This is a genomic window from Rhodoplanes elegans (assembly GCF_016653355.1).
Classification (GTDB): Bacteria; Pseudomonadota; Alphaproteobacteria; order Rhizobiales; family Xanthobacteraceae; genus Rhodoplanes; species Rhodoplanes elegans.
On sequence record NZ_NHSK01000036.1, the window covers coordinates 1 to 13,686 of the forward strand.

General features: G+C 66.2%; 9 protein-coding genes and 2 pseudogenes. All 11 read right to left on the reverse strand.

Features of this window, described 5'->3' with window-relative positions; translation table 11 throughout:
- Positions 1-120: 120 nt before the first annotated feature.
- Positions 121-318: pseudogene (locus CCR97_RS31535) on the reverse strand (DNA primase); the annotation flags it as partial.
- Positions 319-376: 58 nt separating this feature from the next.
- Positions 377-2,467 (reverse strand): ParB/RepB/Spo0J family partition protein, encoded by a 2,091-nt coding sequence (locus CCR97_RS02365; RefSeq protein WP_111357030.1) that lies wholly within the window; start codon positions 2,465-2,467, stop codon positions 377-379.
- A gap of 643 nt (positions 2,468-3,110) precedes the next feature.
- Positions 3,111-4,043: pseudogene (locus CCR97_RS02370) on the reverse strand (ArdC family protein); the annotation flags it as partial.
- Positions 4,044-4,368: 325 nt separating this feature from the next.
- Positions 4,369-4,806: a ubiquitination-like system serine protease family protein gene (locus CCR97_RS02375; protein ID WP_207199371.1), complete on the reverse strand. Its 438-nt coding sequence runs from the start codon at positions 4,804-4,806 to the stop codon at positions 4,369-4,371.
- Positions 4,806-5,978, reverse strand: coding sequence for a ThiF family adenylyltransferase (locus CCR97_RS02380; protein WP_111357027.1), 1,173 nt, complete (start codon positions 5,976-5,978; stop codon positions 4,806-4,808). The genes CCR97_RS02375 and CCR97_RS02380 overlap by 1 nt, the downstream gene beginning before the upstream one ends.
- Complete coding sequence (locus CCR97_RS02385; RefSeq protein ID WP_111357026.1) at positions 5,953-6,699, reverse strand: multiubiquitin domain-containing protein; 747 nt, start codon at positions 6,697-6,699, stop codon at positions 5,953-5,955. The genes CCR97_RS02380 and CCR97_RS02385 overlap by 26 nt, the downstream gene beginning before the upstream one ends.
- An 81-nt stretch (positions 6,700-6,780) precedes the next feature.
- Complete coding sequence (locus CCR97_RS02390) at positions 6,781-10,182, reverse strand: UvrD-helicase domain-containing protein (RefSeq protein ID WP_111357025.1); 3,402 nt, start codon at positions 10,180-10,182, stop codon at positions 6,781-6,783.
- A 1-nt stretch (position 10,183) separates the two neighbouring features.
- The gene (locus CCR97_RS02395) at positions 10,184-10,681 is read right to left on the reverse strand and encodes a hypothetical protein (RefSeq protein ID WP_244670227.1); all 498 of its coding nucleotides are present in this window, start codon (positions 10,679-10,681) and stop codon (positions 10,184-10,186) included.
- Positions 10,682-10,758: 77 nt separating this feature from the next.
- Complete coding sequence (locus CCR97_RS02400; RefSeq protein ID WP_111357023.1) at positions 10,759-11,616, reverse strand: RNA polymerase sigma factor sigma-70 region 4 domain-containing protein; 858 nt, start codon at positions 11,614-11,616, stop codon at positions 10,759-10,761.
- Complete coding sequence (locus CCR97_RS02405; RefSeq protein WP_111357022.1) at positions 11,613-12,692, reverse strand: nucleotidyl transferase AbiEii/AbiGii toxin family protein; 1,080 nt, start codon at positions 12,690-12,692, stop codon at positions 11,613-11,615. Before CCR97_RS02405 ends, CCR97_RS02400 begins: the two co-directional genes overlap by 4 nt.
- Positions 12,689-13,681: a DUF6088 family protein gene (locus CCR97_RS02410; RefSeq protein ID WP_244670228.1), complete on the reverse strand. Its 993-nt coding sequence runs from the start codon at positions 13,679-13,681 to the stop codon at positions 12,689-12,691. The genes CCR97_RS02405 and CCR97_RS02410 overlap by 4 nt, the downstream gene beginning before the upstream one ends.
- Positions 13,682-13,686 lie beyond the last annotated feature (5 nt).

Consider the following 13,686-nt stretch of genomic DNA (forward strand, 5'->3'; position numbering starts at 1 on the left):
CGTCGCGGCGCATCACGCGACCCTCCCTGACGGGCGGAGGTTATGTTGCGCAGAAGCTGCCGATCCCTCACAAAACGGCCGTCCAGCGCGGGGCCGCAACATAACCAGCGCCGCAACATAATCGGTCCACTTGCCGGCGGCGCGCTTGCCGCCGTCGGATCCGTGCAACCGGACATAGAGGCTGCGGCCCGGAGTGTTCTCGACGTCTCCGACGACCCAGTAGCGGCCTTGGCGGCGACCGTTCGAGAGGTAGTGGCGACACACGGCCTCGGTGTCGTGCGCGAGTCGCTTGGCGAGATCGGCGGCAGGTCCGGGCATCGTTCCCCTCCAAAGAAGTGGCCCGCCGGTGAGGCGGGCCGGAGGTCTCCTGGGTTTGTTATTCGGCGGCGATGCCCGCCGACGCCTCGGAGTCTTCCTCCTCGGCCCCCGAACGGTCCATGGCCGGTTCGCCGCCCGTGGCCGCCGATTGCGCTTCGCCGCTGTCGGCCTCGACTTCGGCACTCACGACGACGTCATGCCCCGGCGCGCGCAGCGGCTCCGGGACCCAGCGCGTGCCCACGAGCAGCGCTTCCGCGGCGCTCGCCATCTCGGGCTTCTTGAGATGGGCGATGCGGTCCGCCGCTCCCCTCCCCTTCGCCTCGCGCACCGCCGCGAGGATGCGGCCCTTGGTGACACGGCCGAAGTAGGTGTCGACGGTCGGGCGCCAGCCGACCGCCGCCATGTCGAGGCCGACCGTTTCGGCGAGGCGATCGGCGTGGGCGAGCGCCTTGGGCCGCCGGTTCCAGCTCTCGTGCACGGCGTTGACGGTGAGCGAGACGCAATGTGCGAACAGCGCCCGCCGGCTGTCGTGGTCGAAGGCGACGAGCCCATCCCACAACGCGCTGGAGTCCTTCGGCAGCTGGGCGGACCACGCCGCATGCCGGGCGTCGATGGCCTGCGCCGAGACGGTGTCGGCGAGACCGGGGGCCTGGCTGCCGAACATCGCGCTCTTCGGCTCGATCTCCAGGCAGGAGTCGAGTCCGTAGCGGTAGAACAGCTTCAGGCACAGGACATGGAGGGCCGCCAGGAAGGCGGCGTCCGGGTCGCTGCCGAGCGCATCGCGGAGCGCCACGGTGCGGTGCGCGGTCAGCTCGGTGAGCAGCCGGTCGGGGAGCGGCCGCACGCCCTCGTCATCCTCCGGCTCGGGCGCCGGGTCGCTGGTGATGGCCGGGTCGGTGGCGGAGGCCGCCGGCTCGATCTTGCTCGCGCCCGTCGAGTCGGGCTCGGGCTCGCCGGAGGAGACGGCCGGCGGCTCGTCCTCGCGACGGACGAACCCGCGCTCGACCCGCAGCCCACCAGCCCCGTCGATGCTGACGAAGGCCCCGGCGCGGGCGATCTCGGCCGGTTCGTAGGCCATGGGGCGGTCGTCGAAGGCCGCGAGCGCGGTCTCGATCGCGGCGAGCCGCTGGTCGGCCTCCTCGGGGATGCCCTCCGCGTCGGCATGAGCCGGCTCGAGCCTGTCGTACTCGGTCCGCAGCGCATCGCAGGCGCTCGCCTCCTCCTCGGTGAGCGACCGCTGCTGGCCGATAAGCCGGCGAAGCCCGTAGGTGTGGCCATATGGGAAGTCCGGCGCCACCTCGACCCACTTCCAGCCCTCGGCGCGAACGGCATCCGCCTCGCGTTCCAGCTTCTCGGTGGCGACCCGGTCGAGCAGCGCCGGGTCCTGCAGCCAGCCGCCGTCGTCGGACTGGAACAGGTCGCGCAGGACGATGCCGCCGGCCGCCTCGTACGCCTCGAAGCCGACGAACTGCGCCCGCTTGTCGGACGCACGCACCGCCCCTTCGGTGAGCAGGCGCCGGATCTGATACGGCTCCTTGGAGAAGGACCGCTGCACCGCCTCCCAGACCTGCTCCTGGCGGGCGTGATCGGGATTGATCGTGAACGCCATCAGCTGCTCGAGCGTCATGCCGTCCTCGGCATAGACGTCGAGCAGCGCCGGCGACAACGCGGCGAGGCGGAGCCGCTGGCGCACGACACTGACCGAGATGAAGAAGGCGGCCGCGATCTCCTCCTCGGAGCGCCCCTTTTCCCGCAGCGTCAGGAACGCCCGGAACTGGTCGAGCGGGTGGAGCGGCGCGCGCTGGACATTCTCGGCGAGGCTGTCCTCCTCGGGCGTCCCGTCGATCCGGATGACGCACGGCACCGGCGCGGTGCGGGCGAGCCGCTTCTGCTTCACCAGCAGCTCGAGGGCGCGGTAGCGCCGGCCGCCGGCCGGGATCTCGAAGATCCCCGTCTCCGCGCCGGTCTCGTCGATGATCGGCCGGACCGTGAGGCTCTGCAGCAGGGTCCGACGGGCGATGTCCTCGGCGAGCTCTTCGATCGAGACGCCGGCCTTGATCCGCCGGACATTGGACTGGCTGAGCACCAGCTTGTTGAACGGGATGTCGCGCGACACGCTGAGCGTGAGCTTGGGACCAGGCTTCGCCATGATGCTTCTCCACGACGGCCGGCCGGAAACCTCTCTCTCCGACCTCCAACCGTCATGGATCGGCTCGCCGACCTCTCACTCGCGCGGCGGCGCGGCATCCGCGGGCACCGCGATATTGAACACCTCAGCCCCGGCGTCCCGGTACGCCTCCGCGAGCACGGCGAGCGGGACGTAGGAGAACGCGTGCCACGGCTGCGGGCTCGGATCCTCGCCGACCGCCGGCATCGGCCCCCTGACGGCGAGGCGCACGACGTCGTCGAACGGAACCGTCCGGCTGTCGATGACCGGCAGGCCCGCAGCGATGCAGCAGGCCTTCACGCGGTCGCAATCGTAGCCGCTGAGCGTGGCGCCGCGGGCATAGTGGATCGTGAAGCCGCCGCGGCCGATCGACAGGTGGCCGCCCTCGGTCCGTAAGGCGCTGTCGATGTACTCGGCGTAGTCGAACGCCTCCGAACCATCCCGTTTGCTCATCGTCGTGCCTCCGCGACGGATGCCACGACCGGTCGCGGCTTTGATCCGTCATGGCGCAGACGGCCGCCCTCGGACCGAGAGCGGCCGGTGCTATTATGTGGACTTTCGAAGGGTAGATCGAGTCGGCGTGCTCGTGACCGGTGAGGCGACGATCCGGAGCCGAAATGGAGCCGCGAGAGTCGAGGTCCGTCTGGAAGGCGAGCAGATAGTCCGCGGCCTTGGACGCGGCCGAAGCGGCCCGGACGATGGCGCGGTTGTCCTCGCGCATCACGTCGAGCCAGGAACCGAGATAGTCGGCATGTCGCACGGTCGGCACGATGCCGAGCGACGCGCATGTGAACGCCGCCGTCATCTCGGCGACGAGCTCCTCCTGGGCGTACTTCTTCGAGCCGAAAGAACCGGACAGGTCGCGGCCCAGCCGGTGCTTGGCGCCCGACCAGTGGCCGAGCTCGTGCAGCGCGGTCCGATGCCAGTTCACCGGCTCGAAATAGGCCTGCGGCGGCGGCACCTGGATGGTGTCGGCCATCACGTCGTAGAAGGCGCGATCGCCACCGATCTTGATGTCCGCCCCGGTGACGCGGATCAGGGCTTCGGCCTGCGGCAGGATCAGCCCGGTCTCGACCGGCGGAGCCGCTGCCGCGACCCCGTCCGGAAGACCGTCACACTGCTCGGCGTTGAAGACCGTGAACCGCTTGAGAAACGGGATGGCCTGCGCGTACTCGCCGGTCTCGCGCGCACGCTCGCGCTCCCGGTCGGGAACGAAGCGATCGGCGAACACCACCGTGGTCCCGCGCTCGCCCTTGCGGACGCTGCCGCCGAGGGCAAGGGCCTGCCGGAAGGTGAGCCAGCTCTGCGACGAGAAGCCGAGCGCGACCACCGCGCCCCACAGGATGAGCACATTGATGCCGGAATACCGACGCCCCGTCGAAGCGTTCTTCGGCATCGCCAGCGGCGCCCGCACCGCCGAGGATCCCCACGGCTGAACCCACGGCACGCGGCCGGCCGCGAGCTCGGCCATGATCCTGGTCGTGATCTCCTCGTAGAGGTTGGTCCGGTCCTTCGCGGTTCGGCCGCGAGCCGCGGCACTCGCCTGCATCCGGGTCATGGCGCATCTCCATGACGGGCACCGAGAGCCTCTCTCTCAGCCTCCAATCCCGTCACGGCGAACACGCCAAGCTCTCGCTCTACGGAACCCTCCAATGGCGACCAACCAGAGCCTTTCCCGTCGCGATTCCATGTGTCCTCTTGTTTGTATTAGCGCTTGACGTCCTACGACTCGACTCAATTTATCAGTGCGCGATTGCTGTTTTTGGTTGGATATTTTTCCGGGACGAAACAACTAATACCCTATTATCTTTCGACGAGACGACCTTCGCTGCGCCGCGTTCCGAGACTAAAGTCCAGACGCCGACCTGCCGTCCGGCCTATGGCTACGATCTGCCAAATGTCCAGTCCCAAAGACGACGCCAGAAACCTAGTTTCGCTTTGGGCAAACCGGGCTGAACAGAAGGCTCGACCTTAGGCGTCTGCCCGTAGAAACGCGCTTTAGCGGCGCGATCGCGACGACGCTCGGCTTTGACCTGCTCGTCACTCCAGGGGCCGGCCTCGATCACCTCGCCGCGGTCGATCACATAGTGTGACCGGCATTTCAGCATCCAATTGCCGATCGACGGTCGAAGCGAGACGGTCTCGCCATCGAACGTCATCTTCCAGTCCGTTGGCGTGAAGGGGGCGACGACCTCCTCGCCGCAACCACAGCAGCAGCTATGGGCGGATGTCGCATATTCCATCGACACATAGAGGACGCCCGGCTCCAGGCGCTCGGGGATATGTTGGACGAAACGATGATCGAGTCGCTTGTGCCGCATCACGCCAGGTCCCCGTTGATCATCATGTTGCCATCGGTGGTGTAGGTGCAGTGATGCTCGTGCTCGAGATCGCGATAGAAGCCGCTGATCTTCTTCCACTTCACTACCGCGAGGACGGCATTCAAGGCGTTGAGATCCGCGACCTGAATGTTGGAGGCGTAGATGTCCTTAGCGCCGCCGCCGACGAAGGAGATGCGCTGCCGGGCGTGATCCCGCTTCTCCGGCGTGCTGGCCGTCACCCGCAGGATGCCGCCGAGTGATCCGTCGTCGAGCTCAAGACCCATGCCGACATCGACGAACGCCGCGCCGATCGCCTCGAGCTTCTCCACGATCAACCGCTTCGCGTCACCCGCATCGAGAGACAGGAAGGCGAAGGTGATGCCGTCAAGGAGGTGGATGTTGTCGGCTCCCAGCGCCACGTCGTGCGCCACGATGTTCCGGTGCATCCGGCTGTAGATGCGCTTCAGATAGTCGACCTTCTTCGGCGCTTCACGCAGCTCCTCCAGACTCGGAGCCCCCGGCGCCCGAAACGCGTTGTGGGTTAGGAACTCGTCGCTGTCGAAGAGGCGGATTTCGCGGACCGGCGTCTTGGCGACGAAGTCCAGAATGTAGCCGCCGGTGCCGCCGCCGCCGATGATGGCGACACGCTCGTTGATGAGCCGCTGGGTCAGGACGCCGATCCCGACACGGTCGGAGGCGGTCTCGACGTAGTTGAAGACGCTCTCTTCCTCCTGTTCCGGCTCGCGGAAGGTGCGAGCCGTCGTGCCGGGTTTCAGTACCGCGGCCGGACCCGCGATGATGTTCGCGTAGCTCGTCATCTTGTGGTGGTAGTCGGTATAGCCCCCATCCGGCTTGCTGGAGAAGCTGTGCGTCGCCTTCAGGCCGTGGCCGAGATCGAAGGCGCCGGCCGCGTTCGAGATGCCCTGGATACGCGAGCCATCGGCGTGGCACGGGAAATCACCATCCCAATGGACGACATGGGTGTCGGGCGTGCGCGTCTGATCTCCGGCGAGCGTGAGGCTGGAGATGAGGGTGCCGATGCGCACCTCACGGCGCGCATCGACATAAGGCACCTCGCGCATGACGAGGTACCCACCCTGCTGCTGGACGAAGTAGCCTTCGTCCAGCAGCCGCTTGAGGTCCGGATTACGACTGAACAGTGCGCGTGACATTGAACACCGTGCCCTTCTTCTTGACGTCGACGGTGCCGCCTGTCCCGAGCTCACCAGCATGCGGCATCGACGCCGCGTGCCGGTAGGTCATCGAAAAGACGACGTTGGGCTCGTGCTGGCTCGGGAAGGCGAGCTGGACGATCTGCTCGAACGTGACCGTGCGGGCGTTCACCGTGCGCGGCCGCGAATTGACGATGATCTCGAAAGTCAGCCGCGCGGTGATGAACCGCTCGATGCCGGGCTGGGCCAGATCGATCAACTCGCCATGCTCGATCAGGCGATCTTCCCCGCCGGCAACTTCGAGGAAAACGGCCTCCCCCTCGCCGGGCTTGGCGAGACCGTAAAGCACCGTGCCGCTGATGATCGGCTTGCCCCAGCGCAGTTCGTCGTCCTTGAGGGTAAGCTTGAAGTCGCGGTCCGTCAGGAAGGCGACGAACCGCTCGGCGCCCCGCTCGCGCAGGTCGAAGGGCTCGTTCAGTCGCACGTCCTCGAAGTCCCCCGAGGGCAGGATCGCGAACAGGCTGTAACCGTCCCGCAGGTCCAAGCCGCCGGCCTCGAGCAACTGGCGGCCCAGCGGCACGGGGTCGCTCACCAGGCAAGACTGAAAGTTGAGATCGCCCTGCGCGAGGAGAAAGCGATACCCCCGCGCCGGACGCAGCGCCCGGCCTTCGCGCAGGGCGTCGCCGAGATCGTCATAATCAAGAAATTCTTCGGTGTTCATAAGATTTGGTCCTTAGGTTTGGCCGAGGCGCCGCCGCGGCTCTAAGGATCCAATCGGAGCGATATCCGCCGACCGGTAAGGTCAGGCGAACTTTTTTTGCAAGGGACCGTCGGGATTCTGCCCGCAGATGAAGAAGGCCGGGCAGTTCGGGCAGGTGCGCGACGAGAACTCGGCTGGAAACCGTCCGGCCCGGATGTCGGCGAGGAACTTTGCGAGCTTGTCCTTGCGCCCCTTCAGCTCCCGATCAGACAGGGCAAGCGGACTTGCCTCGCCGTCGGAAAGATGAACGAGCTCCGCGACGGCGTCGGGAAAGGCCTGCCTGACCGCCAGCATCAGCGCCGCCGCGCCGACATCCTTGCTCTCGGCCGACCGCATGTGACCCGTGCGGATACGGCGCACTGACCGGACGCCGTCCGGCCGCACCAGCACCTCGTCCGGCCGAACGATGATCTCTTCCCCGTCGAAATGGAGGCTCAGCGCAACCGGCGCCTCGGCTACTGCGCTGGCGCGATTTGTCAGGAAGAAGCGCAGCATCACCAGTGCCAGATCGCGGAACTCGGCGCGGTAACCATGGTCGGCAAGCCCCTCGCCGGCGAGCGCCGCGTCGGTGCGATCTTGCAGCGCCTGCTCGGACATGGGTCCATCCGACGCGATCACCATCTCGACCACCGTACGAACCGCCTCGTGCAGATGCATGAAGGCGGTCGCGGTCCGCCGGCCACCGACCTGCAGGACATGCGTGTAGAAAAACCGGCGCGGGCAGGACTCATAAAGAGCGATCTGCGGGGCTCCGAACCGCAGTCCTCCGTCGACCACCAAATCGATATCTCGAGCTTCCGCGGCCACGGGAAGCGGCCGTGCCGGCACGACCGAACGGCGCGTCAAAGTGGCCCCGAGACGGTCGAGGAATGGCGACAGCGGTCGGTTATGACCGTTTCTCTTCTCGGTCGGCGCATAAAGGATCAGGCGGTCGCGGGCGCGCGACAGCGCCACGTAGAATAGGCACTCCTGCTCCTCGGCCTGACCTGCGCGGAACGCCTCCAGCGCACTGCCCTCCGCCCCCGCAATCATCCCGTCAGGTGCCGGACAGGGCGGCGCCGACGGCGTGCGTGGGATCGTGTCGCTGTTGAGCCCAGGAATATGAACGCCGCCGAACTCTAGGCCCTTGGCACCATGGATGGTCATCAGCCGCACGGCGTCGAGATGCTGGGCGGCCGCCGGCAATTGGCGCAGGTCGCGGTCGTCGCCGAGCCGTACGAGCCTGCGCACACGATCGAGCACGCGCGAGATCGGCAGTCCGCGGCCCGCCGGCTGGACCCGCAGGAAGTTGAGGAACTGCCAGATCGCGATCCCGCGCGTGCGGTCGGCGAGATCCCCGGACGCCCCAAGGCGCGCGGCAACGCGGATGCGATCGAGCAGCAGCGTCGCGAGCACGGTCCAGGGCGAGGCCGTTTGGTCGAACCCGTCAAGCACGACCGCGAGCTTGGCGAGCACCTGGCGGCCGGCATCGCTGACGCCAGGGATCGCGTCGGCATGCTGAAGCCAGCCGCCCGGCGCGTGCTCGGACGCCCGCAGATGTTCGAAGGTCGCCGCCACGTCGGCGAAGGACATGGTGAAATCGGGCCAGCAGGCGATCCGCACTAAGCCCATGGCGCGCCGATCTACAAGGACGGAGAGCAAGGCCAGGAGATCCTTGACTTCGGCACGCTCGAACAGGCTGCCGAGAAACAGAACCGGCACGCCGAGCCGTTCAAGGTCCTGCCCGATGGTCGACAGCTTTTCGTTGCCGGTACACAGGACCGCCTGGTCACGATAGGCGTAGCCGTCACGCCGGAGCTCCTCGATCGCGTCGGCCAGGGCGACCTGCTGCTGCTCGGCGCGCTGGACCATGCGCAACTCAAGCCTACGTCCATTGGCGTCGCGGTCCGCGTCCAGGCCGCTATCCGCATCGCCGGCGCTCATCGTGATCGCGAAGCTCGAAAAGCTGGCGACAATCTCCGGCACCGAACGATAGTTACGCTTCAATCGACCGCGCTTGCCGCCGGCGAAGTCTTCCTTGCCGAACCGAGTCATGTTGAAGGACGAGGCACCGCGAAACCGGTAGATCGACTGCTTGGCGTCACCGACCATCCATAGATTGCGGCCTTCTGGCCGCAGCGCGCTCAGCAATCGCACGCTGCTGCGGTTCACGTCCTGATACTCATCCACCAGGACATGATCATATTCCGCCTGCAACGCAGCGCAGATGGCCGCGTCCTTTTCGAGCAGTTTCACCGGCAAGGCGACAAGGTCGCCGAAGTCGATGCAATGCGCGTTGCGCTTGAGCTGTTCATAGGCCGCGTAGACGCGGGCCACCTCGCCGGCGCGTTCTGCCGTCTCGCGCGCATCTGGATCCTGTGCTTTCGCCAGCATGGCGCCGGCGAGCGCGGCGTAGGTTTCGGCGTCGACCACATCATCCTTCGCCCGCGAGACGGCGGCCAACATGTCGGCGATGATCAGGGTCGGATCGTAAAGATTGCGGTAGTGCGCGAGCCTCAGCTGCGGGAACCCGTCCTCAAGGAGCTCGACCGCCTCGGTCCGGTCCATCATCCGCGGGTCCTTCGGCAGGCCGAGCTCCGCATGGAAACGACGGACGATATCGAGGCCGAAGGCGTGGAACGTGCCTATCCACATCGCGGCCGCAGCCTCGGGCCGCTTACGCGCGATCCGCTCGGCCATCTCGCCCGCCGCCTTGTTCGAGAAGGTCAGCAGCAAGATGCGCCGGGGATCGACTCTCTCCTCCAAGAGGCCTTCGACTCGCGCGATCAGCGTCTGTGTCTTGCCGGTGCCAGGCCCCGCCTCAAGCAGATAGGCTTCACCACGATGCGCCGCGGCCGCGGCTTGCAGCGGATTGAGCGGCCGTTCGACATGCGCCGTGGTCGGGGCGGGCGGCACCGGCGGCAGCAGCAAAGCATCGAATAACTGCTGAGCGACGACCACGAACGGCGCGCCGAGTTTCGCGGCGATGGTGGACGCGGAGAGCCCTTGGTCGACATGGAGCGCCCGCGCGACAGTGCGCGGAAGCAGCAGCTCGCGCGCGAACAGATCCATCTGGACCTCGCGGCGTTGCCGGCGTCCATAGTCGACCACCCGATCCATTCCGATGGGCGAGGGCTCGGCCGCGCGGGCCGGATCAATCGTCGGCGCCGCTTCGCCTCCAGGATCGTCGCCCAGCTCGACATGGCCGATCTCATGCGCCACGAGGAAAGCTTGCTCGAACGGGGAGCCCACATTCTCGTGAAGGATCAGATCGTCGGCGGCGACGAAGGTCGCGCGGCCGCCGTTGAGGACGGCTGCCCCGGCGGCAGTCGGCTCGACGTCAATCCCCCGCCGCTTGGCCTCGGCGACAGCAAAGTCATAGGGCGACCAGGGATCGGCGCCGTATGCACCGAGGCGAGCGTGAAGCTCGGCGGCGACTTGCCTGGCGAGCTCCACGCTGTCCATGTCAGTCCTCCTCCGCCAACAGCCGGGCGCGCTTCTCGGCCGGGACGCTGGCATCGATCAGCACTTGCTCGAAGGTGACCTGCTCGCCGGCCACCGGCTTGCTGTCGGCCTTATAGCTGCGCGCGACGATCAGGTGCGCTGGCCCCCAGGACGACTCCAACTGCCCGACAGAGCTGCGCATTGCCTCCGCCAACATCGCCAAGAAACGGCGCGGGATACTGACGAGAGAGACCCGCCGTTCGCGCAGCGCGGTCACGACCTGCCGGGGCACGTCCAGACGCTGCGCGACGGCGCGCCAGTCATCGACCGTCAGCGACGCGAAAGGGTCGGCTGCTGCCGCCGGGATAGCCTTCGCGTGTTGCGACCAGGCAGCGTCGATCTGCGCCCGATCGGCAGCAGAGAGGGGTGCAGCACCTTCATAAGCCTCGCGGCTGAGCTCGCGCGAGAGGTCGATGAGCTCCCCGGCGTATTCCGGGTATAGCCGCAGATAGCGTTCCAAGGTCGCTCGGCCAGGCTCGCTCTCGACCGCAAACGCGTCGAGCACGGCCTCGCGGGATGGACGTCCGCCGCCGGGGCTCACCGCTCGTCTCCGTCGGCCATGGCGGCTCGCAGGGCCGCGAAGGCCTTGTCGCGGTACGTTCGGACGGTCTTTTCAGAGCGGCCCAAAACCTTGGCGATGGTCATGACGTCCGGCTCCTTGGAGTCGATGGGGAAGCCCTGCCTCAACATGTGAATGATCCTGCTTTGTTCTGTCGGTAGAGCTTCAATCGCTGCATCCAGGCGCGACCGGTAAGTCGGATCGTCGAAATCCGACGCGGCGAAGGGATCGTGGGTCCCTGCGGCCGCCTCGACCTCCGGTGACAGCTCTCCGCTCTCCTCGTCATATTCGAGGGGCTGGGAACGATTTTCGTCGCGCCAAGCCTTTTCCTGCGCATCGCGCCGCAGGCTCGCCAGCGCGCCGTCGAATCGCACCTCGAAGTAGTCCACCTTTTCGCTATAGGCGGCGCGGTCCGCCGAAAGGAGCTCGACGAACCGGCCGAACACCTTGTCGCACACGACCCCGCGCGTCAGCGATCCCGTCTTGCCATCGGAGCTTTCCGCCCTGGGCAAACTGCGCAGCACCCGTTCGGTCAAGATCCGATAGAGGCGCTCGAACCACACCTCGTTGTTGTCGCGACGGCTCGCGCGAATGAAGTACACGAGACATTCGCTTGGGACGTAGCCCGGGTCCAAGCGCCTGGTGATTTCCGCCCTGGCGATCAAGCCATCACGCGGCAGGACTGCCAATTCGGCGATGAGGGCTTCTATCTTCGGGTCGCGCTCGTAGAGTTCGCCGCTGAGGCGGCGTTTGCGCAGCGGGGTTACAATCGCTTCGCCCGCTCCGCGCGCGTCTGCCTTTTGCCCGGTGTCGACAGCTCCCTCCAACTGGTTCATCGCGCGGCCCCGCCTCCCGTATCGCCCTTCTTGTTGAGACGCGTCTCGAGCGAGCCGATGCTGTCGAGCACCGCCTCGAAATCCGGTGGATCACCAAAGATCATGCCCTGCATGGCCCTGTAGTCGACGCGCAGTTGCTCGATCATCGCGTCATGCGCGGCGAGTGCGAACGAGCCAGGAGCAGCGCTCGCGAGATCGAAGTCCGGTCGATTGAAGAACATCCGGGCGTGCGCGACGCAATCCGCACCGAGCGCCGGATCAGCGATGGCGGCGGCGCCGACGCGGGCCGCGGCGAGCTGGTGCAGGTCATAATAGTGACGGGAAACGCGTTGGCCGCCCCCGCGCAGCTCGCCGCGCTTGTCGAACCAGCGCCGCAGCCCATGGAGGATGACAACCTTGTCCCAGAAGGTACGTTCCGGATCGACCGTGCGGACGGCCGGCACGGTCAGATCAAGCGCCGGCAGATCATCATCAACATAGGGTTTGATCGGCACTTCGCTGTTCGGATCGAGCGCGGATTTCGCACCCGACTCGATCTTAATCGCCGCCCGCACATAATCCGATCGCGGCGTCGCCGCGGGATACCAGATTAACAGCGTCTGCCCGTCAGGATCAGCGTCATCGGCTTCCACTCGGGCCGCGCCGGCATCGAGGCCGGCAGCCTGAAGTCGGTCCTGCAGGATCTGCGTCAACTCAGCCCGCAGGGGGCCGTTGATGTAGGCTTGGCAGGCGTCCTTGATCGCATCGAGGCGTGCCCGGCGCTTCTTGCCGCTCAGCGCGTCGAGCTCCTCGATGGTCGCCGGCTCGCCAATGTCGTCTCGAAAAACCGTGACATCGATGTCTTCGGAGAAGCGGTTGATCAAACCGAACCCCTTGGACAAGGAGGTTCCGCCCTTGAAGAGTAGGCGGGGTCCTCCTTCTTTCAGGCCATGGAACAGGGCATCCAGCGTCCAGCAGACCCGGAAGTCTTTCTCGATATTCTGGGATGCCGTGCCGAGGCGCAGCGCAGTCGTGTCGAAGGCGCCCAACATCGCGTCTGGTCCGGCCGCGAGAACCTCATCGAACGCCGGATTCATGTCTTCGCCGCCCGGGTTGCACCGCGCTTGGCGGTTCGCGTCTCCTGTGTGGAGACCGGTTTGCGCCTCGGACGAACGCCGGCAGCGTGATGCTGATCATCGTCCCCCTCCATCCTTCTTTGATGGCGATCATGATCGTCGTCATCATCAGCGGCATCACGGCCATCGCGGATGTGCCGACGACTGTCGCCGGCATCGTGTTCGACGAGCGGCTTGAGAAACACCCACATCCATGTCGGAAGCGCCGTCATGCCGGCGGTAAGATCGGTTTTGAGGGGCGGCCCGGCCATTGGGTCTTTGAAGAGCTTGCCGAGCTTGCGTCTGACTTGGTCGCTCTCCCCTTCACGAGCCAAGAGATCGCGGAGCCAATGAAGTGCTTGGACGACGCGCATCGCCGGCCGCCCGGCCCAGAACAGCTTGCTGGGCGCGGTCGGACGGAAGGTGATCGTCACGTTGCCGAACTTGATCGCGCGACGGCGCGCATCAGTATGCACCACGATTTTGGCCGGAACCGCGTCGGTCAGCCCCAAATCATTCGCCGCAGTCATGCCATCGACCAGCATCCGGGTTTGGTCGCGTCGCGCGATGGCGTCGATGACCGAGCGCGGGTCGGGCGGATTTGTTTTTTGGGTGAGCTTGTTGAAGCCAGGTTGATCGTAGAGCCCACGATCGATTCGCCTGAGGGTTTCGGCCTTCGTCAGGCGCTGCAACGCCTTATCGACGGCGTCTCGCGAGGCGAGATCGACAAAATCGCTGGGCGTCCATACCTTGCGCGGCGCGTCCGCACGGATGCGCGCGAGCATGGCGGTCTTCAGATCGGGCGAGTCGAGGTCCATGTCCGATACTTGTAGTTCTTTTTCGGACAAAAGGCAATCTCTGTGTCCGAGAATATATACAAATTTCGGACATTCCCAGCTTGCCGCAACGGCCTTCGGGGAGGCACGCGCGGTGTATTCGACAAGGTCGTCGAACGGGCTCGGCAGCGACATCGGAT

Excerpts from the sequence above, each read along its gene's own strand:
- CCR97_RS02375 (WP_207199371.1), bottom strand. The coding sequence starts at position 4,806 with ATGCGGCACAAGCGACTCGATCATCGTTTCGTCCAACATATCCCCGAG.
- CCR97_RS02380 (WP_111357027.1), bottom strand. The coding sequence starts at position 5,978 with ATGTCACGCGCACTGTTCAGTCGTAATCCGGACCTCAAGCGGCTGCTG.
- CCR97_RS02365 (WP_111357030.1), bottom strand. The coding sequence starts at position 2,467 with ATGGCGAAGCCTGGTCCCAAGCTCACGCTCAGCGTGTCGCGCGACATC.
- CCR97_RS02405 (WP_111357022.1), bottom strand. The coding sequence starts at position 12,692 with ATGAATCCGGCGTTCGATGAGGTTCTCGCGGCCGGACCAGACGCGATG.
- CCR97_RS02390 (WP_111357025.1), bottom strand. The coding sequence starts at position 10,182 with ATGGACAGCGTGGAGCTCGCCAGGCAAGTCGCCGCCGAGCTTCACGCT.
- CCR97_RS02400 (WP_111357023.1), bottom strand. The coding sequence starts at position 11,616 with ATGAACCAGTTGGAGGGAGCTGTCGACACCGGGCAAAAGGCAGACGCG.
- CCR97_RS02385 (WP_111357026.1), bottom strand. The coding sequence starts at position 6,699 with ATGAACACCGAAGAATTTCTTGATTATGACGATCTCGGCGACGCCCTG.
- CCR97_RS02410 (WP_244670228.1), bottom strand. The coding sequence starts at position 13,681 with ATGTCGCTGCCGAGCCCGTTCGACGACCTTGTCGAATACACCGCGCGT.